This is a genomic window from Streptomyces luomodiensis (assembly GCF_031679605.1).
GTDB classification, from domain to species: Bacteria; Actinomycetota; Actinomycetes; order Streptomycetales; family Streptomycetaceae; genus Streptomyces; species Streptomyces luomodiensis.
Window position 1 is genome coordinate 3,466,552 of the sequence record NZ_CP117522.1, and the last position, 22,392, is coordinate 3,488,943.

18 protein-coding genes and 2 tRNA genes are annotated in these 22,392 nt (G+C 68.8%); 5 read left to right on the forward strand and 15 right to left on the reverse strand.

What is annotated here, in order from left to right:
• Positions 1-27: 27 nt before the first annotated feature.
• The 9 genes from mrdA to PS467_RS15065 all read right to left on the reverse strand — a co-directional run bounded on the left by mrdA (position 28) and on the right by PS467_RS15065 (position 12,038).
• A complete protein-coding gene (mrdA, locus tag PS467_RS15025; protein ID WP_311035705.1) occupies positions 28-2,172 on the reverse strand; it encodes a penicillin-binding protein 2 in 2,145 nt (714 codons plus the stop codon).
• A gap of 40 nt (positions 2,173-2,212) precedes the next feature.
• A complete protein-coding gene (gene mreD, locus PS467_RS15030) occupies positions 2,213-2,926 on the reverse strand; it encodes a rod shape-determining protein MreD (RefSeq protein WP_432280584.1) in 714 nt (237 codons plus the stop codon).
• Between the two features lie 3 nt (positions 2,927-2,929).
• Complete coding sequence (gene mreC / locus PS467_RS15035) at positions 2,930-3,874, reverse strand: rod shape-determining protein MreC (protein ID WP_311035706.1); 945 nt, start codon at positions 3,872-3,874, stop codon at positions 2,930-2,932.
• Positions 3,875-4,016: 142 nt separating this feature from the next.
• Complete coding sequence (locus PS467_RS15040) at positions 4,017-5,036, reverse strand: rod shape-determining protein (RefSeq protein WP_268976960.1); 1,020 nt, start codon at positions 5,034-5,036, stop codon at positions 4,017-4,019.
• Positions 5,037-5,359: 323 nt separating this feature from the next.
• On the reverse strand, positions 5,360-5,773 hold the full coding sequence (gene ndk / locus PS467_RS15045; RefSeq protein ID WP_137977951.1) for a nucleoside-diphosphate kinase: 414 nt from the start codon (positions 5,771-5,773) through the stop codon (positions 5,360-5,362).
• Between the two features lie 75 nt (positions 5,774-5,848).
• On the reverse strand, positions 5,849-6,202 hold the full coding sequence (locus PS467_RS15050; RefSeq protein ID WP_268972016.1) for a DUF4233 domain-containing protein: 354 nt from the start codon (positions 6,200-6,202) through the stop codon (positions 5,849-5,851).
• 1 nt (position 6,203) lies between these two features.
• Complete coding sequence (gene folC, locus PS467_RS15055; protein ID WP_311035707.1) at positions 6,204-7,709, reverse strand: bifunctional tetrahydrofolate synthase/dihydrofolate synthase; 1,506 nt, start codon at positions 7,707-7,709, stop codon at positions 6,204-6,206.
• 80 nt (positions 7,710-7,789) lie between these two features.
• On the reverse strand, positions 7,790-9,238 hold the full coding sequence (locus PS467_RS15060) for a peptidoglycan D,D-transpeptidase FtsI family protein (RefSeq protein ID WP_311035708.1): 1,449 nt from the start codon (positions 9,236-9,238) through the stop codon (positions 7,790-7,792).
• 166 nt (positions 9,239-9,404) lie between these two features.
• Complete coding sequence (locus PS467_RS15065) at positions 9,405-12,038, reverse strand: valine--tRNA ligase (RefSeq protein WP_311035709.1); 2,634 nt, start codon at positions 12,036-12,038, stop codon at positions 9,405-9,407.
• Between the two features lie 117 nt (positions 12,039-12,155).
• On the opposite strand from PS467_RS15065, the gene PS467_RS15070 reads away from it, so the two are divergent.
• The 3 genes from PS467_RS15070 (at position 12,156) to PS467_RS15080 (ending at position 15,137) form a co-directional block, all read left to right on the forward strand.
• The gene (locus PS467_RS15070) at positions 12,156-13,148 is read left to right on the forward strand and encodes a hypothetical protein (protein WP_311035710.1); all 993 of its coding nucleotides are present in this window, start codon (positions 12,156-12,158) and stop codon (positions 13,146-13,148) included.
• 65 nt (positions 13,149-13,213) lie between these two features.
• A complete protein-coding gene (locus tag PS467_RS15075) occupies positions 13,214-14,233 on the forward strand; it encodes a hypothetical protein (protein ID WP_311035711.1) in 1,020 nt (339 codons plus the stop codon).
• Between the two features lie 55 nt (positions 14,234-14,288).
• Entirely contained in the window at positions 14,289-15,137 is an 849-nt protein-coding gene (locus tag PS467_RS15080) for a hypothetical protein (protein ID WP_311035712.1), read from the forward strand.
• Between the two features lie 86 nt (positions 15,138-15,223).
• Here PS467_RS15080 and clpX read toward each other — a convergent pair whose 3' ends face one another.
• From clpX to PS467_RS15105, 5 genes are all read right to left on the reverse strand, one after another.
• On the reverse strand, positions 15,224-16,510 hold the full coding sequence (gene clpX / locus PS467_RS15085) for an ATP-dependent Clp protease ATP-binding subunit ClpX (protein WP_069865840.1): 1,287 nt from the start codon (positions 16,508-16,510) through the stop codon (positions 15,224-15,226).
• Positions 16,511-16,692: 182 nt separating this feature from the next.
• Entirely contained in the window at positions 16,693-17,349 is a 657-nt protein-coding gene (locus PS467_RS15090) for an ATP-dependent Clp protease proteolytic subunit (RefSeq protein ID WP_268972023.1), read from the reverse strand.
• A 61-nt stretch (positions 17,350-17,410) separates the two neighbouring features.
• Entirely contained in the window at positions 17,411-18,013 is a 603-nt protein-coding gene (locus tag PS467_RS15095) for an ATP-dependent Clp protease proteolytic subunit (RefSeq protein ID WP_268976961.1), read from the reverse strand.
• Between the two features lie 288 nt (positions 18,014-18,301).
• Positions 18,302-19,732: a trigger factor gene (gene tig, locus PS467_RS15100; protein ID WP_311035713.1), complete on the reverse strand. Its 1,431-nt coding sequence runs from the start codon at positions 19,730-19,732 to the stop codon at positions 18,302-18,304.
• Positions 19,733-19,886: 154 nt separating this feature from the next.
• Positions 19,887-19,963, reverse strand: a tRNA-Pro gene (locus PS467_RS15105).
• 179 nt (positions 19,964-20,142) lie between these two features.
• Here PS467_RS15105 and PS467_RS15110 point away from each other — a divergent pair.
• Positions 20,143-20,216, forward strand: a tRNA-Gly gene (locus PS467_RS15110).
• Positions 20,217-20,322: 106 nt separating this feature from the next.
• Here PS467_RS15110 and PS467_RS15115 read toward each other — a convergent pair.
• A complete protein-coding gene (locus tag PS467_RS15115; protein WP_268972025.1) occupies positions 20,323-20,517 on the reverse strand; it encodes a hypothetical protein in 195 nt (64 codons plus the stop codon).
• Positions 20,518-21,132: 615 nt separating this feature from the next.
• Here PS467_RS15115 and PS467_RS15120 point away from each other — a divergent pair.
• A complete protein-coding gene (locus PS467_RS15120) occupies positions 21,133-22,323 on the forward strand; it encodes an acyltransferase family protein (RefSeq protein WP_311035714.1) in 1,191 nt (396 codons plus the stop codon).
• Positions 22,324-22,392: the final 69 nt, after the last annotated feature.

The following is a 22,392-nucleotide window of genomic DNA, read 5'->3' on the forward strand; positions in this document are numbered from 1 at the left end:
GCGGCCCGGCGGCCGCGCGTGCGTCGCTCACGAATCCGTCCCCCGCCGCCGGTCCCGGCCGGCCGCCTCGAACTGCTTGCCGAGGGGCTCGGCCTCGATGGAGCCGTCCGAGGAGATCTTCGGCAGGCTGGCCTGCGGCTTGGGCAGCAGCGCCTTCTTCTGGTCGATGTTGCCCTTGGCATCGACCCCGTACAGCGCGTTGTAGATCTTGCGCACGGCGGGACCGGAGGCACCGGAGCCGGTGCCGCCCTGGGAGATCGTCATGACGATCGAGTAGTCCTTGGTGTACGTCGCGAACCACGACGTGGTCTGCTTGCCGTAGACCTCCGCGGTACCGGTCTTGGCATGCATCGGGATCTTGTCCTGCGGCCAGCCCTGGAACCGCCAGGCGGCGGTGCCCTGGGTGGCGACGCCCGCGAGCGCGCTGTCGATCTGCTTGCGCAGCGTGCCGCTCATCGGCAGCTTGCCGTGCGACGTCGGCTTGATCTCCTGGACGTCCTTGCCGTCGGGGCTGACGATCGCCTTGCCGATGGTGGGGTCGTAGAGCGTTCCGCCGTTGCTGATCGCCGCGTAGATGGTGGCCATCTGGATCGGGGTGACGAGGGTGTCGCCCTGGCCGATGGAGTAGTTCACCGAGTCACCGGCGCGCATCTTCATCCCCTCGAGGCAGTTCTCGTAGGCGATCCGCTGGCCGTAGTTGCCGTCCTTCTTGCCGCTCTTGCACCAGGCGTCCTTGTTGGCCTCCCAGTAGTCCTTCTTCCACTGGCGGTCCGGGACCCGGCCGGTGACCTCGTTGGGGAGGTCGATGCCGGTCTCCTTGCCGAGGCCGAACTGGTGGGCGGTCTTGTAGAACCAGTCCCCCGGGTTCTTCTTGGGCTTGTTGCCGCCGTCCTTCTTCCACTCGTCGTAGGCGATGCGGTAGAAGACGGTGTCGCAGGAGACCTCCAGCGCGCGGCCGAGGCTGATCCCGCCGTAGTTCTCGGACTCGAAGTTCTTGAAGACCTGGCTGCCGATGTTGAACGAGCTGGTGCAGGCGTAGGGGCCGTTGAAGGAGTAGCCGGCGTTGACCGCGGCGGTCGTGGGCACCACCTTGAAGATCGAGCCGGGGGCCGCCTGGCCCTGGATCGCCCGGTTCAGCAGCGGATAGTTGGAGTTCTTGCCGGTGAGCTTCGCGTAGTCCTTGCCGGAGATGCCGCCGACCCAGGCGTTGGGGTCGTACGTCGGGTTGGACGCCATGGCCACCACCCGGCCGGTCTTGGCCTCCATGACCACCACCGCGCCCGAGTCCGCCTTGTAGTTGCGGCCGGTGTTCTTGTCGAACTGCTTGCGGGCGTCCTTCATCGCCTGGGCCAGCTCCTTCTCCGCGACCGCCTGGACGCGGGAGTCGATGCTGGTGACCACGTTGTCGCCGGGACGGGCCTGCTGGCTCTCCCGCTGGCCGATGACACGGCCGAGGTTGTCGACCTCGTAACGGGTCACCCCCGCCTTGCCACGCAGCTCGCTGTCGTACTGGGCTTCGAGGCCGTTGCTGCCCACCTGGTCGGAGCGGAGCAGCGGCGACTTGGTGTCCTCGGCCTTCTTTATCTGCTCATCGGTGACCGGGGAGAGATAACCGAGCACCTGGGCGGCGTTGGAGCCGGCGGGCGCGGCGTAGCGGCGCACGGCGGTGGGCTCGGCGCTGATGCCGGGGAAGTCCTCCTCGCGCTCGCGGATCTGCAGCGCCTGCTTGGCGCTGGCCTCGTCGGTGATCGGGATGGGCTGGTAGGGGGAACCGTTCCAGCAGGGCTGCGGGGTCTTGGCGTCGCACAGCCGGACCTTGTCCATGACGTCCTTGGGCTTCATGCCCAGGACGTCGGCGAGACGGGTGAGGACGGCCTTGCCGTCGTCCGGCATCTTCATCAGCTCGGTGCGGCTGGCGGAGACCACGAGACGGGTTTCGTTGTCGGCGAGCGGCACCCCCCGGGCGTCCAGTATCGAGCCGCGCACGGCGGGGTGGACGACCTGCTGGACGTGGTTGTTGGCGGCCTCGGCGGTGTACTGGTCGCCGTTGCGGATCTGGAGGTACCACAGACGTCCGCCGAGGGTCAGCAGCAGCGAGAAGACCAGGATCTGGAGGGCGACGAGCCGGACGGTGACCCGGGTGGTCCGTCCCGTCTCGGGAATGTTGCTCATGACGCCCCCCTGAGGGCAGCGGGCGACGGGAGGGCGGTGTTCACAGGCGCTTGACCCCCTTGATGCGTGCCGTCCTGTTCTTCCCCGCGCGGGCCAGCAGCCCGCCGCGCTGGCTGCCGATCCGGGCCGCCCGGCCCGGACGCCTGAGCCGGCTCATCCGGCCGGCCCGGCCGGTGCTGACACCGCCCGCGGTGCTGATCCAGCGGGACGGGCTCTCACCGCCGCCGCCCGCGCTGTCGGCCATCGGATCGTTCTCGCTCCGTCTGGCCAGCCCCATGATCAGCGGCACCGTGAAGGGCGCCAGCAGCAGGTCGTAGAGGGCGGCGGTGAACAGCAGCTTGCTCAGGCCCACCTGACGGGCGGCGTCGTCGCCGACCAGGATGCCGACCCCCGCGTACAGCAGCGTGGCACCGACGGCCGCCGCCACGACCACCAGCATCGGCCCGGTGGCCGACCTCAGCTGCCCGGTCTCCGGCTTGGCGAGCCCCGCCAGATAGCCGATGACGCACAGCACCAGGGCGTAGCGGCCGACGGCGTGGTCGGCGGGCGGGGCGAGGTCGGCGAGCAGCCCCGCGCCGAAGCCGATGAGCGCACCGCCGGTGTGGCCGTAGACCAGCGCGAGGCCGAGCACGACGAGCAGCAGCAGGTCCGGGACGGCGCCGGGCAGTTGGAGCCGGGCCAGCACACAGACCTGGACGACGAGCGCGAAGACCACCAGGCAGGTCGACAGGACGATCCGGTTGAGGTGCAGCATCGGTCAGCTCCTGTTGGCGGCCGGGCTCGTGGCGGTGGCGGAGGGGTTGGCCGTGACGGTGACCGTGGGCGTCGGCTTGGGCTTCGCGGGCTTGGGCGGCAGCACGGTGTCGCGCGGGTTGTCGCGCGGCGGCTGGACGACGACCCCGACGATGTCCAGCTTGCTGAATTGGACGTACGGGCGCACCTGGAGCGTGCGGGTGAGGTCCCCTCCGGTGGGATCGACGCGGACGACCTTGCCGACCGGAACCCCGGGGACGAACGGCTTGTCGGCCTGGGAGCCGAAGGTGACCATTCGGTCGCCCTTCTTGATCCGGGCCTTTCCGTTGAGGAGCTGTACGTGCAGCGAACGGTCGCCGCGCCCGGTGGCGAAGCCGAGCTCGCCCGACCCCTCCATCCGGGTGCCGACGGTGAAGTCCGGGTCGATGGCGAGCAGTACGGTCGAGGTCGAGGCGCCCACCGTGGTGACCCGGCCGACCAGTCCGTCGCCGTTGATGACGGTCATGTCGCGGCGGATGCCGTCATCGCTGCCCATGTCGATGGTGACGGTCCAGGAGAAGCCCTGGGCGGCGCCGATGCCGATGACCTGCGCGCCCTTGATGCCGTATTGGCCGGCGCCCGCGGTCCTGAGCAGCTTGTCGAGCTCGGCGGAGCGGGCGCGGTTGCGGTCGTCGCTGCCGAGCCGCTGCTTGAGCTTGGTGTTCTCCTCCTCCAGCCGACGGATCCGGTCGTGCCGGTCACCGGATTCCCGTACGGCCGCGACGGCGTTGCCGACCGGGTCCACGGCGGACGCGACGCTGTCCTCCACCGGCCCGAAAACCGAAGCGGCGGCCTGACGGGCGCCGTCGAGGGGGGAGTCCTCGCCGCCGCGGATATCCACCGTGATCAGCGCGAACGCGATGGCGACCAGCAGCACCAGGAGCAGCCGGCTCTCTCGTGTGTCCCTCACGTGCGGCGACGTGCCTTCCTCGTCGAAGTCGGACCGAATGCGGTGATGTGGTGTCCGGCCGGTCCAGGGGAGCCTTATGCCTGTATATCAGCGTTCCGCCGCACGGGCGGCCATCCACCCGTACGGCCGGTCCGCCGGGTTGTCATCTGCGGGGCTGGGCGTCCAGCACCTGCTGGAGCGCTTCGAACTCCTCCACGCACTTGCCGGACCCGAGCGCGACGGAGTCCAGCGGGTCCTCGGCGATGTGGATCGGCATGCCGGTCTCGCGGCGCAGCCGCTCGTCGAGGCCGCGCAGCAGCGCGCCGCCGCCGGTGAGCACGATGCCGCGGTCCATGACGTCGCCGGAGAGCTCCGGAGGGCACTTGTCGAGGGTGGTCTTGACCGCGTCGACGATCGAGTTGACCGGCTCCTCCATGGCCTTGCGGACCTCGGCGGCGGAGATCACGACGGTCTTGGGGAGCCCGCTGACGAGGTCACGGCCGCGGATCTCGGTGTGCTCCTCCTCGTCGCTCTCGAACGCCGAACCGATGGTGATCTTGATGTTCTCGGCGGTGCGCTCGCCGAGCAGCAGGCTGTACTCCTTCTTGATGTGCTGGATGATCGCGTTGTCCAGCTCATCGCCCGCCACCCGGATGGACTGGGCGGTGACGATGCCGCCCAGCGAGATGACGGCGACCTCGGTGGTGCCGCCGCCGATGTCCACGACCATGTTTCCGGTGGCCTCGTGGACCGGAAGGCCGGAGCCGATGGCCGCGGCCATGGGCTCCTCGATGATGTGCACCTGGCGGGCGCCCGCCTGGGTGGACGCCTCGATGACGGCACGGCGCTCGACTCCGGTGATACCGGACGGCACACAGACCACCACACGGGGCCGGGCGAGATAGCGGCGCTTATGGATCTTCAGGATGAAGTAGCGCAGCATCCGCTCGGTGATCTCGAAGTCGGCGATGACGCCGTCTTTGAGCGGACGCACAGCGACGATGTTGCCAGGGGTGCGGCCGATCATCTTCTTCGCCTCGGCGCCCACGGCGAGAATTCCGCCGGTGTTGGTGTTGATGGCGACGACGGATGGCTCGTTGAGGACGATCCCGCGGCCCCTGACGTACACCAGCGTGTTGGCGGTCCCGAGGTCGACAGCCATGTCACGGCCGATGAACGACATGTTGTTCCCCATGAGGATACGTCAGGCCTTCCCTGCTGGAGCGATTGCTTGCTTGAGGTCGGCAGGATGGGTATGCGCTGCGAGGCGCGGAAGCTCTCATCGTAGTCACGCCCGCTCGAACACGCTGCGGGGGTCCTCCGCCATTGTCAGCAGAACACGACCCCGCCTGCTCTTATGGTGACGACGTGTCGCGGAGACGCGTTCCCCCGATCGGGTCGCATATGCCAAGGGGCGGCCGGGTAATTCGACCGCCCCCAGGTCAGCAGGGGTAAGGCAAGCTGATGATCAAACTGATGGCCGATCAGTGAACGATCGGATCGGGATCAGGCGAGACCGGGAAAGAAAATCTTGATTTCCCGCTCGGCGGACTCCGCCGAGTCCGAGGCATGGATCAGATTTTCCCGAACGATGGTGCCGAAATCGCCACGGATGGAACCCGGCGCGGCGGCGATCGGATCGGTCGGCCCGGCCAGCGCCCGGACGCCCTCGATCACCCGCTCGCCCTCGACGACCAGCGCCACGGCCGGACCGGAGGCCATGAACTCCACCAGGGGCTCGTAGAACGGCTTGCCGACATGCTCGGCGTAGTGCTGCTCCAGGACCTCTCGGTCCAGCTGACGCAGCTCGAGGGCGCTGATCGTCCAGCCCGCCTTCTTCTCGATCCGCCCCAGAATCTCGCCCACCAGACCGCGTCGGACGGCGTCGGGCTTGAGAAGGACGAGCGTGCGCTGGCTCACGGTGCGGGCTCCTTTGGGACATGACGTGCGAGTGGGGCTGTGGAGCAGAGGCTACATGGGCGGACCACGACCACGTTACGCAGCGTCAGGTGAAGCGGCCGAGGACGCGGCGAACCGCGCCTTCGCCTCGTCGACCTTGCGGCCGAAGTGGACCGAGGCCCACCACAGCCCGGCGAAGATCGCGCCGAGGAAGAACATCGTGGACACCACGAAGCCGCTCAGCACCAGGCCGATCTGCACCGCCCAGCCGATCTGCACCGCCCCCGGACGGCTCAGCAGCCCGCACAGCAGCACACACAGAGCCATGGCGATCCCGCAGACCGTCCAGACGGTGCCCATGGACAGCCCGGACGTCTTCATCGCGACCAGCCCGGCGAAGCCGATCACGAAGAACTCCCCGATGAGAGTGGAAGCGCACAGCGTTCGCATATCAGCCCTTTCCCAGAAGCAGCCGGGCCTCGCCGACCGTGATCACCGACCCGGTCACCAGAACCCCCGCTCCGGCGTATTCGCCCTCTTCCTCCGCCAGGGTGATGGCCTCCTCCAGGGCGTCGTCCAGCCGCGGCTCGACCTGGACCCGGTCCGGGCCGAAGACCTCGACGGCGACCGCGGCCAGCTCGTCCGGGTCCATCGCGCGATGGCTGGAATTCCGGGTCACCACGACCTCGGCGAAGATCGGCTCGAAGGCTTCCAGCAGACCCCGCACATCCTTGTCGTCGCTCGCCCCGACCACACCGACCAGCCTGCTGAAACCGAAGGACTCGGTGACCGCCTCGGCCGCCGCGCGGGCCCCCGCGGGGTTGTGCGCGGCGTCCAGCACCACGGTGGGGCTGCGGCGCACGACCTCCATCCGGCCGGGCGAGGTCGCGGAGGCGAAGGCGGAGCGGACGGTGTCGATGTCGAGCGTGCGGGCGTGCTGGGTGCCGATGCCGAAGAACGCCTCGACGGCCGCCAGCGCCACCGCCGCGTTGTGCGCCTGGTGGGCGCCGTGCAGCGGGAGGAAGACATCGGGGTACTCCCCGCCGAGTCCGCGCAGGGTCAGCAGCTGGCCGCCGACCGCGACCTCCCGGGAGAGCACGCCGAACTCCATGCCCTCACGGGCGACCGTGGCGTCCACCTCGACGGCGCGCTTGAGCACCACGGAGGCGGCCTCCACCGGCTGCTGCGCGAGCACCACGGTGGCGTCCTGCTTCACTATGCCGGCCTTCTCCGTGGCGATCTGCTCCGGAGTGGTGCCGAGCCGGTCGGTGTGGTCGAGCGAGATCGGCGTGATCACCGCGACGCCCGCGTCGATCACATTGGTGGCGTCCCAGGAGCCGCCCATGCCGACCTCGACCACCGCGATGTCCACGGGCGCGTCCGCGAAGGCCGCGTACGCCATGCCGGTGAGCACCTCGAAGAAGGACAGCCGGTGCTCCTGCTGGGCGTCGACCATCTCGAGGTACGGCTGGATGTCCTGGTAGGTCTCGATGAACCGCTCGGCGGAGATCGGCGCCCCGTCCAGGCTGATCCGCTCGGTGATCGACTGGACGTGCGGGCTGGTGTAGCGGCCGGTGCGCAGCTCGAAGGCGCCCAGCAGCGACTCGATCATGCGAGCGGTGCTGGTCTTGCCGTTGGTCCCGGTGATGTGGATCGAGGGATAGGCCCGCTGCGGCGAGCCGAGGATGTCCATCAGCGCCTCGATCCGCACCAGCGACGGGTCGAGCTTGGTCTCCGGCCAGCGCCCGGCCAGCGCGCCCTCCACCTCGCGCAGCGCGCGGTCCACCTCGGGATCGGCCGGGCGGGACGGGATGCCGTCCCCCTGCGGCGGCCCGGACTGCGCGCGCAGCGTCCGGCTGCCGGCCTCGATCACCGCCAGATCGGGGTCGCGGTCGGTCTCGGCTCCGACGATCTCATCGAACTCGTCGGACTCGTTCTGGGGGCGCTCCTCGCTCACGCCGACCAGTCTACGAGGGAGGTCCGACAGGCGACGGCAGCCCCACGGGTGGCCGGAACGGATCGCCGTGAGCGGCCCGGCTACGACAGCGCCGCCTTCATCATCGCCTTGGCGATCGGCCCCGCCAGACCGCCGCCGGAGATGTCGGCGCGGGCCGCGTCGCTGTCCTCGACCACCACCGCGACCGCGACCTTGTGGCCGTCGCCCGCGTCGGCGTAACTGATGAACCACGCGTACGGGTTGGCGCTGTTGTTCTCACCGTGCTGGGCGGTGCCGGTCTTGCCGCCCACCGTCACCCCGGGGATCTTCGCGTTGGTCCCGGTGCCCTGCTCCACCACCGTCCGCATCGCGGACCGCAGCTCGGACGCGGTGTGCTCGGACATCGCCCGGCTGTAGGTCTTGGCCGAGGTGCGGTCCAGGGCGGACGCGCTGCCGTCCGTGGTGCGGTCGACCTCGTACGGGGTCATCAGCTTGCCGTCGTTCGCGACGGCCGAGGAGACCATCGCCATCTGCAGCGGGGTCGCGTTCACATCGAACTGGCCCATGCCGCTCAGCGCCGTCTGCGAGTCGTTCATCCCGCTCGGGTAGACGCTCTTCGCGGCGCGCACCGGGATGTCCAGCTCGGAGTCGCCGAAGCCCAGCTTCTTCGCCTGCGCCGCCACCTTGGACTGGCCCAGGTCCACGGCCATCTTCGCGAAGACCGTGTTGCACGAGTACTCCAGGGCGGTGCGTATCGTCGCGTTCTCGCAGGGCGCCGAACTGCTCTCGTTGTGCATATCGGTCACCGTGCCCGGCAGCCGGTACGGGTCCGGGCTCTTGGTGGGCTCGTCCACCGACGAGTACAGCCCGTTCTCCAGCGCGGCGGCGGCGACCACGACCTTGAAGGTCGAGCCCGGCGGGTACGTCTGGCGCAGCGCGCGGTTCAGCATGGGCTGCTTCTTGTCCTTCTGCAGCGCGCTCCACGCCTTCTGGTCCGCCGAGGAGGAGCCCGCGAAGCTGCCGGGGTCGTACGAGGGCGTGCTGGCCAGAGCGAGCACCTCGCCGGTCTCCGGGTCGATCGCCACGGCCGCGCCGGTCTTGTTCCCCAGCCCCTCGTAGGCGGCCTTCTGCACGGCCGGATCGATCGTGGTGATCACATCGCCGGGCTTGGACCGCTCCCGCGTCACCGCCTGGAGCGGGTTCTTCAGCCGGCTGTCGGAGCCGTCGAGGACCTGCCGCTCCAACGCCTCCAGCTGAGTGCTGCCGTAGGACTGGGAGGCATAGCCGGTGACCGGTGCGTAGAGCTTCCCGTCGGTGTAGGTGCGCTTGTACTTCAGATTGCCCTGGGTGGCGGCGGAGCCGGTGACCGGCTCGCCTCCGACCAGGATGTCGCCCAGCGGCCCGGCGTACTCGGAGATGGCCACACGGCTGTTGTGCTCGTTGTCCCGAAGGCTGCTGCCTCTGGCCAACTGCACATAGGTGACCCAGATCAGCAGGGCCATCACCAGCAGCAGGGAGAAGACGGAGGCCCTGCGCAGCGGCTTGTTCATGGAGGGTGAAGCTCCTTCCGGGACGTACGGGCGGATAACTCCTGGAAGGCTGGGTTTGGTTCCCGATGGGGCATTCCTGTGAGCTTGCTGTGGGACACTCCACGCGTATCACACATGAGCGCCCCCACCGGAATCCGGTGGGGGCGCTCGGCACGGTCGAACTCGGTCAGCCCTGGGGGAGGGCCGCCAACTGGGCGGTGATCCGGGCGATATCGGCCTCGGCGGTCGCCTGCCGGGTGCGGATCTTCTCCACGACATGGTCGGGGGCCTTGGCCAGGAAGCCCTCGTTGGACAGCTTCGCGGTCGTCTGCGCCTTGTCCTTCTCGGCCGCGGCGAGGTCCTTGGCCAGCCGCTTGCGCTCGGCCTCGACGTCGATCGCACCGGACAGGTCCAGCGCCACGGTCGCGCCCGCGACCGGCAGCGAGGCGGTGGCCGTGAAGCCCTCACCGGCCGGCTGGAGGCGCAGCAGGGAGCGCATCGCGTCCTCATGGGCGGCGAGCGAGGTGCCGGACAGCTCCAGCCGGGCCGGAACCCGCTGACCGGGCTGGAGGCCCTGGTCGGCGCGGAACCGGCGGACCTCGGTGACCACCTGCTGGAGGTTCTCGATCTCCCGCTCGGCCGCCTCGTCCCGGAAGCCGCTGTCCTGGGGCCAGTCGGCGATGACGACGGACTCCTGACCGGTCAGCGAGGTCCACAGCTTCTCGGTGACGAACGGGACCACGGGGTGCAGCAGCCGCAGCGTGACGTCCAGGACCTCGCCGAGGACGCGCCGCGAGGCGTCGGCCTCCGCACCGCCCTTGGCGAAGGTGGTCTTGGACAGCTCGACGTACCAGTCGAAGACCTCGTCCCACGCGAAGTGGTAGAGGACGTCGGAGAGCTTGGCGAACTGGTAGTCCTCGTAGTACGCGTCGACCTCGGCGACCACCGCGTTCAGCCGGGACAGGATCCAGCGGTCGGTGGCGGACAGCCGCTCGGGGGCGGGCAGTTCGCCCTCGACCGTCGCGCCGTTCATCAGCGCGAAGCGGGTCGCGTTCCAGATCTTGTTGGCGAAGTTCCGGGACGCCTGGACCCAGTCCTCGCCGATCGGGACGTCCACACCGGGGTTGGCGCCCCGGGCCAGGGTGAAGCGGACCGCGTCCGATCCATAGGTGTCCATCCAGTCCAGCGGGTTGACCGCGTTGCCGAAGGACTTGGACATCTTCTTGCCGAACTGGTCACGGACCATGCCGTGCAGCGCGATGGTGTGGAACGGCGGGGTGCCGTCCATGGCGTACAGGCCGAACATCATCATCCGGGCGACCCAGAAGAAGAGGATGTCGTAGCCGGTGACCAGGACCGAGTTCGGATAGAACTTCTCCAGGCTCTCGGTCCGCTCGGGCCAGCCGAGCGTGGAGAACGGCCACAGTCCGGACGAGAACCAGGTGTCCAGGACGTCGCTGTCCTGGTGCCAGCCCTCGCCGCCCGGCGGCTCCTCGTCCGGTCCGACGCAGACGACCTCGCCGTTCGGCCCGTACCAGACCGGGATGCGGTGGCCCCACCACAGCTGGCGCGAGATGCACCAGTCGTGGAGGTTGTCGACCCAGTCGAAGTAGCGCTTCGACATGTCCTCGGGGTGGATCTTCACCCGGCCGTCGCGGACCGCGTCGCCCGCCGCCTTGGCCAGCGGGCCGACCTTGACCCACCACTGCATGGACAGCCGCGGCTCGATGGTCGTCTTGCAGCGCGAGCAGTGGCCCACGGAGTGGGTGTACGGGCGCTTCTCGGCGACGATCCGGCCCTCGGCGCGCAGGGCGCCGACGACGGCGCTGCGCGCCTCCAGGCGGTCCAGGCCCTGGAAGGGGCCGTGGGCGGTGATGACCGCGTGCTCGTCCATGACGGTCAGGTTCGGCAGGCCGTGCCGCTGCCCGATCTCGAAGTCGTTCGGGTCATGGGCCGGGGTGACCTTGACCGCGCCGGTGCCGAACTCGGGGTCGACGTGCTCGTCGGCGACGATGGGGATCCGGCGGCCGGTGAGCGGCAGCTCGATCTCGGTGCCGACGAGGTGGCGGTAGCGCTCGTCGTCGGGGTGGACGGCGACCGCGGTGTCGCCGAGCATCGTCTCGGCACGGGTCGTCGCCACGACGATGGACGCGTCGCCCTCGCCGTACCGGATCGAGACGAGCTCGCCGTCGTCGTCGTCGTACTCCACCTCGATGTCCGAGATGGCCGTGAGACAGCGCGGGCACCAGTTGATGATGCGCTCGGCGCGGTAGATCAGCTCGTCCTCGTAGAGCCGCTTGAAGATCGTCTGGACGGCCTTGGAGAGCCCCTCGTCCATGGTGAAGCGCTCACGGTTCCAGGCGACGCCGTCGCCCAGGCGCCGCATCTGGCCGGAGATCTGCCCACCGGACTCGCGCTTCCACCGCCACACGCGCTCCACGAACGCCTCGCGTCCCAGGTCGTGGCGGGAGACGCCCTCCTTGGCCAGCTCGCGCTCGACCACGTTCTGCGTGGCGATACCGGCGTGGTCCATACCGGGCTGCCAGAGCGTCTCAAAGCCCTGCATTCGCTTGCGCCGGGTGAGCGCATCGATGATCGTGTGCTCGAAGGCATGGCCGAGGTGGAGCGAGCCGGTCACATTGGGGGGCGGGATGACAATGGTGTAGGGCTCTTTGCCGCTCTTCGCGTCCGCCTCGAAGTAACCGCGCTCTACCCAGTGCTCGTACAGCTGCCCCTCTACGTCGGCCGGCGCGTACTGGGTCGGCAGTTCGGGGTGGCTGTTCGGCCCGCTCGGGGGGCGCTGCGAAGAGTTCTCGGTCACGCCCGCAGTCTAAAGGGCCGCCGCCTTCCGTTACGAACCCGTTGTGGCCCCGGCGCCAAGGCGCCCCGGGGCGTCGGGAAGGATGTTGGAACCTGTCATGCGCATAAGGAGAGGCACATGAGCCATCAGCAGCCGCCGCCGCAGCCCGGCCCCTATGGGGGGCAGCCGGGGCCGTACGGCGCCGGTCAGCCGCCGGTGCCCAATCCGTACGCGCAGTCGCCGGCTCCGGGGTACGGACAGCCGCCGCAGGGCGGCTACGGCTACCCGGGGACCTACGGCCAGTCCGGCGGCTACGGACAGCCCCAGCAGCCCGCGAACCCTTACGGGCAGCCGCCCCAGCAGGGTCCAGCGCCCCAGCAGCCCGCGAACCCCTACGGACAGTCGCCCCAGCAGGGCCCGGCGCCCCAGCAGGGGCCCGGCTACTACGGCGGCCCCCAGGCGCCGCCCCCGGCCCCGGGACCGCGGGCGGGCTCCGGTGGCGCCGGTAAGGGCAGGAAGGTGGCTCTCGCGGTCGGCGCGGTGGTGGTCGTGGGGGCCCTGGGTGCGGGGGCGTACGCGCTGTTCGGCGGCAGCGGCGGCCCGTACAAGCTCACCACGCCCAAGACGGTCGCCGCGGACTACCAGCGCCAGGGCTCGGGCACGGACGACAGCGATCTGTCCGCGGCGGGCAAGAAGGACCTCCAGCAGGTGCCGGTCGTCAAGGACCCGCACCTGGTGGCGGCCGACTACCAGACCTCCGGCAAGGAGATGCTGAAGTTCACCGGCGTCTGGGGCGAGGTGACCGACCCGGAGCGGGGCGCGGACCTGGCCCTGGCGGTCATCGTCAAGACGCTCCAGGACAACGGCACCGCGCAGGCCAAGGGCAGCCCCCAGGCGTTCTCCCCGGACGGCTTCGACGGGGACGTCCTGAAGTGCCAGTCCATGAAGTTCACCTCGGATCAGGGATCCATGGAGGCGCCCGCGTGCGTCTGGGGCGACAAGGACACCCTGGGTGTCACGGTCATGGCGGACCCGGCGGCAGCGGTGCTCGGCGGTGGCATGTCCCTGAAGGACGCCGCCGAGATCACGGCCAAGGTGCGCGAGGACGCACGCGTCGAGATCGACGGCTAGATCCACGGCTGGCCCGCGACCGGCGCACAGCGACACAACAGCAGTTTCACCAACGAGGGATACAGATGAGCTACAACCAGCCGGGCCCCTACGGCCAGCAGCCCCAGCAGCCGGGTCCCTACGGACAGGGCGGAGCGGCCGGCCAGCCCGGCTACGGCTACCCGCAGCAGCCGGGCCCCTACGGACAGCCGCCCCAGCCGCCCCAGCCGGGCTACGGCTTCCCCCAGCAGCCGCAAGGGCAGCCGAACCCTTACGGCCAGCCCCAGCAGCCGGGCCCCTACGGGCAGCCCGCGAACCCTTACGGGCAGCAGCCCTACGGCCAGCCGGGCATGCCGGGCCCGTACCAGCCGGGTCCGGGCCAGGGCGGCGGCAAGAAGAAGGGCCTGATGGCCGCGATCGGCGTGGTGGTCGCGGTGGCCGCGATCGTCGGCGGTGTCCTGGTGTTCAAGGGCGGGGACGACGGCGACAGCGGTGGCAGTGGCGGCGGCGGTAAGGAGACCGTCGCCGACGACGGCAAGCGGTACAAGCTCACCACTCCCGAGACGTTGGCCGACGGCTACACCAAGAGCGGCTCCGGCGGCGGGCTCACCTCCTCGGACGCCGACGACTTCGAGAGGTTCGGCGTCACCAACCCCGAGACCGTGAGCGCGGAATACGAGTCCGGCGAGGGCATGAACGCCAAGCAGTTGCAGCTCAACGGCGTCTGGGGCGAGGTGGAGGACCCCGAGGCGGTCGTCGACGCCGCCTTCGCGAAGATCGCCGAAGAGGCCGCGAAGGACCCCTCGACCAGCGGTGGGATGAAGGCCGAGCTCGTGGGCAGCCCGGCGCCGGTGACGCCCAGCGGCCTCGATGACGCCGTGATGAAGTGCCAGAACACCAAGTTCACCCCGGACTCCAGCGCCAGTTCGAGCGGCATCACCAAGAGCTTCACGATTCCGATCTGCATGTGGGGCGACCACAGCACGGTGGGGTACGTGATCGTCTCCGACGCCGCCGCGGCGCTGGCCGGTGACGGCATGTCGCTCGACGACGCCGGCGAGATCACCGCGAAGGTCCGCGACGACGCGCGGGTGGAGATCAACTAGCCGAGCGGGCCACCCAGTTCCAGGCCACAGCCGATCCGGAGGGGATCTCACACCCATGAGCCACAACCAGCCACCGCCACCGCCGGGGCCCTACGGCGGCGGGCCCGGCCCGTACGGAAGCGCTCAGCCCAATCCGTACGGCGGCGGGCAGCAGCCCCCCGCGGAGCCCAACCCGTACGCGCAGACGCAGGGTTACGGCTATCCGCAGCAGCAGCCGCCGCAGGGCTACGGCTACCCGCAGCAGGCGGCGGGTCCCTACGGCCAGCCGCCCTACCCCGCGCCGCCCGCGGCCGGCGGGGGCGGCAACCGCACCAAGATCATCGCGGTGACGGTGGCCGGGCTCGTGGTGCTGGGCGCGATCGTCACCGGCGCCGTGGTGCTGACCGGCGGCGAGGACGGTCCGAAGGCGATGAAGCTCGTCACTCCCAAGACGCTCGACGACGGCACCTACACGCTCGACAAGGGCACGGACGACCTCGACAACGAGGGCACCAGCGTGCAGGACAGCATGCCCGAGGGCGCGACCTCCGTCCTGGCCCAGTACAAGCGGTCGGACGACGACAACTCGGGGCTGGCCTTCTCCGGTATGTACGGGAAGATCAGCGACCCCGACACGGTCCGGGACCAGATGTTCAAGGGCTTCTCGGGCGGCGACGGCTCCCCCACGGTGGAGAAGAAGCGCAAGCAGTTCCAGCCGGAGGGCGCCGACGGTCCGTCGGTGGAGTGCGAGGTCGTCAAGTTGTACGACCGGATCTACGCCCCGGCCTGCGTCTGGGCGGAGGAGACGGACGCGGCGATGGTGCTCGACGTCAACGCCGAGAACACCTCGGCCTCGGACGCCGACATGGAGTCCTTCGCCAAGGTGACCGCGGGCATCTACAAGGACACCCGCAAGCCCGCCTGAAGCGCCCACAAGGCGCCACAGGGCGCGTACGACACGAAGAGGGCCCCGGGGACCGGGGCCCTCTTCGTATGCTCCCTACGGGGCGCTCAGGCGCTCTTCTCGTGCCGCTCACCCGGCTCGGTGCCACGGCTGCGGGGCACCAGCGTGGGGTTCACGTTGGAGTGCACGACATCCTCGGTGATGACGACGCGGGCCACGTCCTTGCGGGACGGCACCTCGTACATCGCCGACATCAGCACCTCCTCGATGATGGCGCGCAGGCCCCGGGCCCCGGTGCCGCGGAGAATCGCCTGGTCGGCGATGGCCTCCAGGGCCGGACGGTCGAAGTCCAGCTCCACACCGTCGAGTTCGAACAGCCGTTGGTACTGCTTCACCAGGGCGTTCCGCGGCTCGACCAGGATCTGGAGCAGCGCCTCACGGTCGAGGTTGTGGACGGAGGTGATGACCGGGAGGCGGCCGATGAATTCCGGGATCATTCCGAACTTCACCAGGTCCTCGGGCATGACCTCCTGGAACTGGTCGCTCGCCTCGATCTCGCGCTTGGAGCGGATCGTGGCGCCGAATCCGATGCCCTTGGCACCGGCCCGCGCCTCGATGATCTTCTCCAGACCGGCGAAGGCACCGCCCACGATGAACAGCACATTCGTGGTGTCGATCTGGATGAACTCCTGGTGCGGGTGTTTCCGTCCGCCCTGCGGCGGCACCGACGCCGTGGTGCCTTCCAGGATCTTCAGCAGCGCCTGCTGAACGCCCTCGCCGGAGACATCGCGGGTGATCGAGGGGTTCTCGCTCTTACGGGCCACCTTGTCGATCTCGTCGATGTAGATGATGCCCGTCTCGGCCTTCTTGACGTCGTAGTCGGCGGCCTGGATCAGCTTCAGGAGGATGTTCTCCACGTCCTCGCCGACATAGCCCGCCTCGGTGAGCGCGGTCGCGTCGGCGATGGCGAAGGGGACGTTGAGCATCCGGGCGAGGGTCTGCGCGAGCAGGGTCTTGCCGGAGCCGGTGGGGCCGAGCAGCAGGATGTTGGACTTGGCCAACTCGATGCCGTCGTCGCGGTTGTGGCCGCCGTTCTCCCCCGCCTGGACCCGCTTGTAGTGGTTGTAGACGGCGACCGAGAGCGCCTTCTTCGCGGCCTCCTGGCCGACCACATAGCCCTCGAGGAATTCATAGATCTCGCGCGGCTTGGGGAGTTCCTCCCAGCGCACCTCGGAGGTCTCGGCGAGCTCCTCCTCGATGATCTCGTTGCAGAGATCGATGCATTCATCGCAGATGTACACACCCGGGCCCGCGATGAGCTTCTTCACCTGCTTCTGGCTCTTCCCGCAGAACGAGCACTTGAGCAGGTCGCCGCCGTCACCGATGCGTGCCACGAGGTGCTTCCCCTTCGCCTTGGATCCGCTGCGCTCCGCGGAACCGGGTGCTTGCGCTGCGCTTTCTGCTTCTTATTTCCCGGGGCCGGGGCCCCCAGCCTTCTATGACGGTACCTTGCCGGGCCCCCGGTTCGGGCCCCCCTTGGACCTACTCGGTCCAAGGGGGTGGTGCCATCGATGATTCAGCCGAGACCGACCGACGTCTTGCGGGTCGAGACGATCTGGTCGACAAGACCGTACGCCAGGGACTCCTCGGCCGTGAGGATCTTGTCCCGCTCGATATCGTCGCGGATCTTCTCGATGGGCGTGGTGGAGTGCTTGGCCAGCATCTCCTCGAGCTGCGAGCGCATGCGCAGGATCTCGTTGGCCGCGATCTCCAGGTCGGAGACCTGGCCCCGCCCGGTCTCACTGTACGGCTGGTGGATCAGCACCCGGGCGTTGGGCAGGGCCATCCGCTTGCCCGGCGTACCGGCGGCGAGCAGCACGGCCGCGGCGGACGCCGCCTGGCCCATGCAGACCGTCTGGATGTCGGGCTTGACGAACTGCATCGTGTCGTAGATGGCGGTCAGCGCGGTGAACGAGCCGCCGGGCGAGTTGATGTAGACCGAGATGTCGCGGTCCGGGTCCATCGACTCCAGGCACAGCAGCTGCGCCATGACGTCGTTGGCCGAGGCGTCGTCGATCTGGACGCCCAGGAAGATCACGCGCTCTTCGAAGAGCTTGGCGTACGGGTCGTACTCGCGAATGCCCTGGGAGGTGCGCTCGACGAAGCGCGGAACGACATAGCGGGATTCGGCCATCGGGCCGGTGTACAGGCCGCTGCCGGGGAAGTTGCTCATCTGGGTGTTCACCATCCTGTGGCGATCTGGGGGCTGGAGGTCGGCTACGGGACGGCGGGACTCAGGCCCCAGTGCCGCCACCGCCCGGAACGCTGGAGGCGGTCGTCATGACGTCGTCGATCAGGCCGTACTCCTTGGCCTCCTCGGCGGAGAACCAGCGGTCGCGGTCGGAGTCACGGACGATCTGCTCCACCGTCTGGCCGGTGTGGAAGGCGGTGAGCTCGGCCATGCGCTTCTTGGTGTGCAGCAGCCGCTCGGCGTGGATCTTGATGTCCGAGGCGGAACCCGCCAGGCCCGCGGAGGGCTGGTGGATCAGGATCTCGGCATTGGGGAGCGCGAAGCGCTTACCCGGGGTGCCGGCGCTCAGCAGGAACTGGCCCATCGATGCGGCGAGGCCCATGGCGATGGTGACCACGTCGTTCTTGATGTACTGCATGGTGTCGTAGATCGCCATGCCGGCCGAGATCGAACCGCCCGGGGAGTTGATGTAGAGGTAAATGTCCTTGTCCGGATCGGCGGCGAGCAGGAGCAGCTGTGCCGTGATCTTGTTGGCGATGTCGTCGTCGACCGGCTGGCCGAGGAAGATGATCCGCTCGCCGAGCAGCCGGTTGTAGACCTGGTCGCCGAGGCCACCGACGGTCGGCTCGCCGGCGGCGGAAGGCATCGTATTCGTCACGTATCCACCTGCTCGTCTCTGACGGCTTACTGGCCGTCTCAGCGTCTTCTTCTGGGTCGGGAGCGCGGCCGCCGGTGCGGCCCCGGCGGGCTTGCGAGACTCCCCTGCCCTCGTACTTACGGACCCTAACGCGCTGGTCGGCGGGCGCCATCCCGCATCAGGAACTGTTCGCTCTGAGCGCATGTCCCGGCGCCGGGAGGGCGCCGCGGAACACGAACGGGCCCGGACGCGTGCAGACGTTCGGGCCCGTTCGTACGGGCTGTGAGCGGACCGGGGTCAGCTCTCGGCCTTGTCCTGCTTCTCCTGGGACTCCGCGGGCTCCTCGGCGGCCTCGGCCTTGGCGGGCTCCTCGGCGGCCTCGGAGGTGGCCTCGACCTTCTCGCCGGTCTCGTCCTCCTCGTCGTCCAGGTCGACGGTCTCGCCCTTGTCGTCGACGACCTTGGCGGCCTCGACCACCACGGCCAGCGCCTTGCCGCGGGCGACCTCGCCGACGAGCATCGGCACCTGGCCGCCCTCGACGACGGCCTGGGCGAACTGGTCCGGGCTCATACCGGAGGACTGGGCACGGCGCATGAGGTGCTCGGTGAGCTCCTCCTGGCCGACGGACAGCTGCTCCTTGTTGACCAGCTCGTCCAGGACGAACTGGGTCCGGATGCCCTTCTCGGCCTGCTCCTTGAGCTCGGCGTCGAACTCCTCGGCGGTCTTGCCCTGCATCTGCAGGTAGGAGTCCAGGTTCAGGCCCATCTGGCCGAGCTGGTGGTGCTCCAGGTTGTGCTTGCGGGTGTTGATCTCCTCCTCGAGGAGCTTCTCGGGGATCGGCACCTCGACCAGGGCCAGCAGGGCGTCCAGCACCTTCTCCTGGGCCTGGGTGGCCTGCTCGAACTTCTTCGACCGCTCCAGGCGCTTGCGGCTGTCCGCGCGCATCTCCTCGAGGGTGTCGAACTCGCTGGCCAGCTGGGCGAAGTCGTCGTCGAGCTCCGGCAGCTCACGGGCCTTGACCTCGGAGACCTTGACCGTGACCTCGGCCTCCTTGCCCTGGGCGGAGCCGCCCTTGAGCTCGGAGGTGAAGGTGGCCTCGCCACCCGCCTCCAGGCCGGTCACGGCCTCGTCGATGCCGTCCAGCAGCTCGCCCGAGCCGATGGTGTAGGTGACGCCATTGGCGACACCGTCCTCGAGGACCTCGCCGTCGACCTTGGCCTCGAGGTCGATCACGACGACGTCGCCCTCGGCGGCGGCGCGCTCCACGGCCGAGGTGGTGGCGAAGCGCTCGCGCAGCTGCTCGACGGACTTGTCGATGTCCTCATCCGTGACCTCGACGGAGTCGACGGTGACCTCGATGCCGGAGTAGTCCGGGATCTCGATCGTCGGCCGGATGTCGACCTCGGCGGTGAAGGTCAGCAGCTCGTTGTCCTTGAGCTCGGTGATGTCCACCTCGGGCTGGCCGAGCGGGTTCAGCTCACCCTCGTTGACCGCGTCGGTGTAGAACTTCGGGAGCGCGTCGTTGACGGCCTCCTCCAGCACCGCGCCGCGGCCGAACCGCTGGTCGATGATGCGGGCCGGGATCTTGCCCTTACGGAACCCAGGCACCGTGACCTGCTGGTTGATCTTCTTGTACGCCGCGTCGAGGCTGGGCTTGAGCTCCTCGAAGGGCACCTCGACAGTGAGCCGAACCCGGGTCGGGTTCAGGTTCTCCACGGCGCTCTTCACGGTTCGGTCTCCTTGGGGGCTGACGTGTGGTGTTCGGCTGCGGTGCGCTGTCGCGTCGCAGCGGATTCGCGTCCGGTTAAAAGACACAGACACGCAGCTTGCATAGTAACCGCAAGCATGACGGGCCCCACAACGCGATCTTGACGTATGTGGTTGGTCGGGGTGGCCGGATTCGAACCGACGACCTTCCGCTCCCAAAGCGGACGCGCTACCAAGCTGCGCCACACCCCGTCGGTGCGACACGTAGGGTACATGCCCGCGGACGCCCCGGCTGCCGGTTATTCGACTGGTGGGCAAGGGTGTGCGGGGAACGGTGCAGACCCGCTACGATGCATCCCGTGCCGCGGTCCGGGCGATCATGCCCGGCCCAGGGTGTCCGGGTGACCGGTGCATCCGCGTACGCGGTGCGTGCGGGCGTAGCTCAATGGTAGAGCCCCAGTCTTCCAAACTGGCTACGCGGGTTCGATTCCCGTCGCCCGCTCCAATGCTTTCGGCCCGGTACGGGGAGTTTCCCGGACCGGGCCGTTCGCTTATACCGCCGCGTACGCGGCCGGGCCGCCCATAGGCGGCGGCCAGGTCGGAGGGGTCTCTCAGAGGCTGATGTCGGCAATCGCCTCGGCGGCCGAGTCGAGGAAGTCCTGAATGTCCGGTGCGATGTCGGACGAGGCGAGCAGGAACCCGAAGAGCACCGCGACGAGCGCCGGCCCCCACTTGACTCGGCCATTGCGGATCATCAGCACCAGGATGATGCCCACCAGCAGCACCAGTGACAGGGAAATGGCCACAACATCCCACCCTCGGTCGCACACGTCTCACCGGCCCGGAAGCACGCGACCCCGCACACCCCCGCAGCCACCATCGTGCCATCAACTTCCGCCGGTCAGCAGCGGGCTGGAGCGATAAACGGTCACCGGTGCACATGGCACCCACCTCTCCGGTACCCGCCCGGTAAGCGTTCATTCAATCCGTCATGGGTGATGCTGCCCACAACTCGACAGGGTCCCCGATTGATGAATTCCGACCGCCTCCGCATGACCTCGGACGGGAATTCGGAATTCACCAGACGGTCCCTCGCCGGGGCGACAAAGCACTAATGAATCAGACATTCCACCAGAGCCCGCCGGGGGGCATATGCCCCAATTAAGCGGGATGAAGGCCAACAGAACGGACAGCATGAACCCGGATATCGAATGATCGCATCGCTTTGTCGACTCACCGGGTCGACTTCCCCGGGCCGGCTATCGGCCGCGCTCCGAAGACCAAGCGCGGAAAAAACTGAACGAGGTTTTACGGCACACAGGTTTCAGCGCTATCGTCCTTCAGATGTTTCACGCTGCCATGCCCCCTCCACGCGCAGTGAGGTCCCGGGTACTCTCCCCCAGTTCCTGGTGGGAGGGCCTGTGACCAACTCCCTGCGCCCGCACGACTCCCAGCGGACTCCTCTGCCCCAGCAGACGGCGTCCACTCCCCCCACGTCGCGGGACGAAGAAGCCGGGCAGCAGGGGACCACCCCGCCCGCCCCCAGCACCCCCAGCGCCCCCGCCCGGCAGAAGCCGAAACAGCGGGACGCGTTCTTCGACAACGCGAAGTACCTCGCGATCGTGCTGGTCGCGATGGGGCACTCCTGGGAGCCGCTGACCGACTCCAGCCGCACCGCGGAAGCGCTGTACATGACCGTGTACACCTTCCACATGCCGGCCTTCATCATCATCTCCGGCTACTTCTCGCGCAGCTTCGACATGCGGCCGGACCGGCTCAAGCGGCTGATCACCGGGGTCGCGGTGCCCTACCTGATCTTCGAGATCGCGTACACGCTCTTCAAGCGCTGGGCGGACGACGACCCCACGTACGACTTCAGCCTGCTCGACCCCTGGTACCTGACCTGGTTCCTGATCGCGCTGTTCGTATGGCGGCTGTCCACCCCGATCTGGAAGCTGGTGCGCTGGCCGCTCCCGCTCGCGCTGGCGATCGCCACGCTCGCCTCCGTCTCGCCCGACATCGGCGACGACCTGGACATGCAGCGGGTGCTCCAGTTCCTGCCGTTCTTCGTCCTGGGGCTGTGCATGAAGCCCGAGCACTTCCAGCTGATGCGCCGCCGCGCGGTGCGGATCGCGGCCGTGCCGGTCTTCGCCTGCGCCCTGGTGTTCGCCTACTGGGCGGCACCGCGGATGAACTCGGCGTGGTTCTACCACCGCGACAGCGTCCAGGAGCTCGGTGCGCCCCCGTGGACCGGCCCGGTGATGACGCTCGCCCTCTTCGGCTGCTCCATCGTGCTCGTCAGCTGCTTCTTCGCCTGGGTGCCGCGGCGGCACATGTGGTTCACCGTCCTGGGCGCCGGGACGCTCTACGGCTACCTGCTGCACGGCTTCCTGGCCAAGGGCTCCCGCTTCTGGGGCTGGTTCGACAACGAGTGGCTCCACAAGCCGCTGGGCGAGATCGTGGTCACGGTCATCGCCGGCACCGTGATCACCGTGCTGTGCACGCCTCCCGTCCAGCGCGTCTTCCGCTTCGCCATGGAGCCGAAGATGGCCTGGGCGTTCCGTAAGGACCCCGCCGAACAGGCCCGCAGCCGCACGACAACGGCGGCCTGACGGCCTGCGCGGCCACGAACGCGGAGGGGCTGGACCGTGGATCCCACGGTCCAGCCCTTTTTGCTGCGC

Coding starts and splice junctions, on each gene's coding strand:
- mreD (WP_432280584.1), bottom strand. CDS start 2,926: ATGCTGCACCTCAACCGGATCGTCCTGTCGACCTGCCTGGTGGTCTTC.
- PS467_RS15090 (WP_268972023.1), bottom strand. CDS start 17,349: ATGAGCAACTTCCCCGGCAGCGGCCTGTACACCGGCCCGATGGCCGAA.
- PS467_RS15060 (WP_311035708.1), bottom strand. CDS start 9,238: ATGAACAAGCCGCTGCGCAGGGCCTCCGTCTTCTCCCTGCTGCTGGTG.
- PS467_RS15075 (WP_311035711.1), top strand. CDS start 13,214: ATGAGCTACAACCAGCCGGGCCCCTACGGCCAGCAGCCCCAGCAGCCG.
- PS467_RS15095 (WP_268976961.1), bottom strand. CDS start 18,013: ATGCCTTCCGCCGCCGGCGAGCCGACCGTCGGTGGCCTCGGCGACCAG.
- PS467_RS15070 (WP_311035710.1), top strand. CDS start 12,156: ATGAGCCATCAGCAGCCGCCGCCGCAGCCCGGCCCCTATGGGGGGCAG.
- PS467_RS15050 (WP_268972016.1), bottom strand. CDS start 6,202: ATGCGAACGCTGTGCGCTTCCACTCTCATCGGGGAGTTCTTCGTGATC.
- PS467_RS15080 (WP_311035712.1), top strand. CDS start 14,289: ATGAGCCACAACCAGCCACCGCCACCGCCGGGGCCCTACGGCGGCGGG.
- PS467_RS15040 (WP_268976960.1), bottom strand. CDS start 5,036: ATGTCGTTCATCGGCCGTGACATGGCTGTCGACCTCGGGACCGCCAAC.
- mrdA (WP_311035705.1), bottom strand. CDS start 2,172: ATGAGCAACATTCCCGAGACGGGACGGACCACCCGGGTCACCGTCCGG.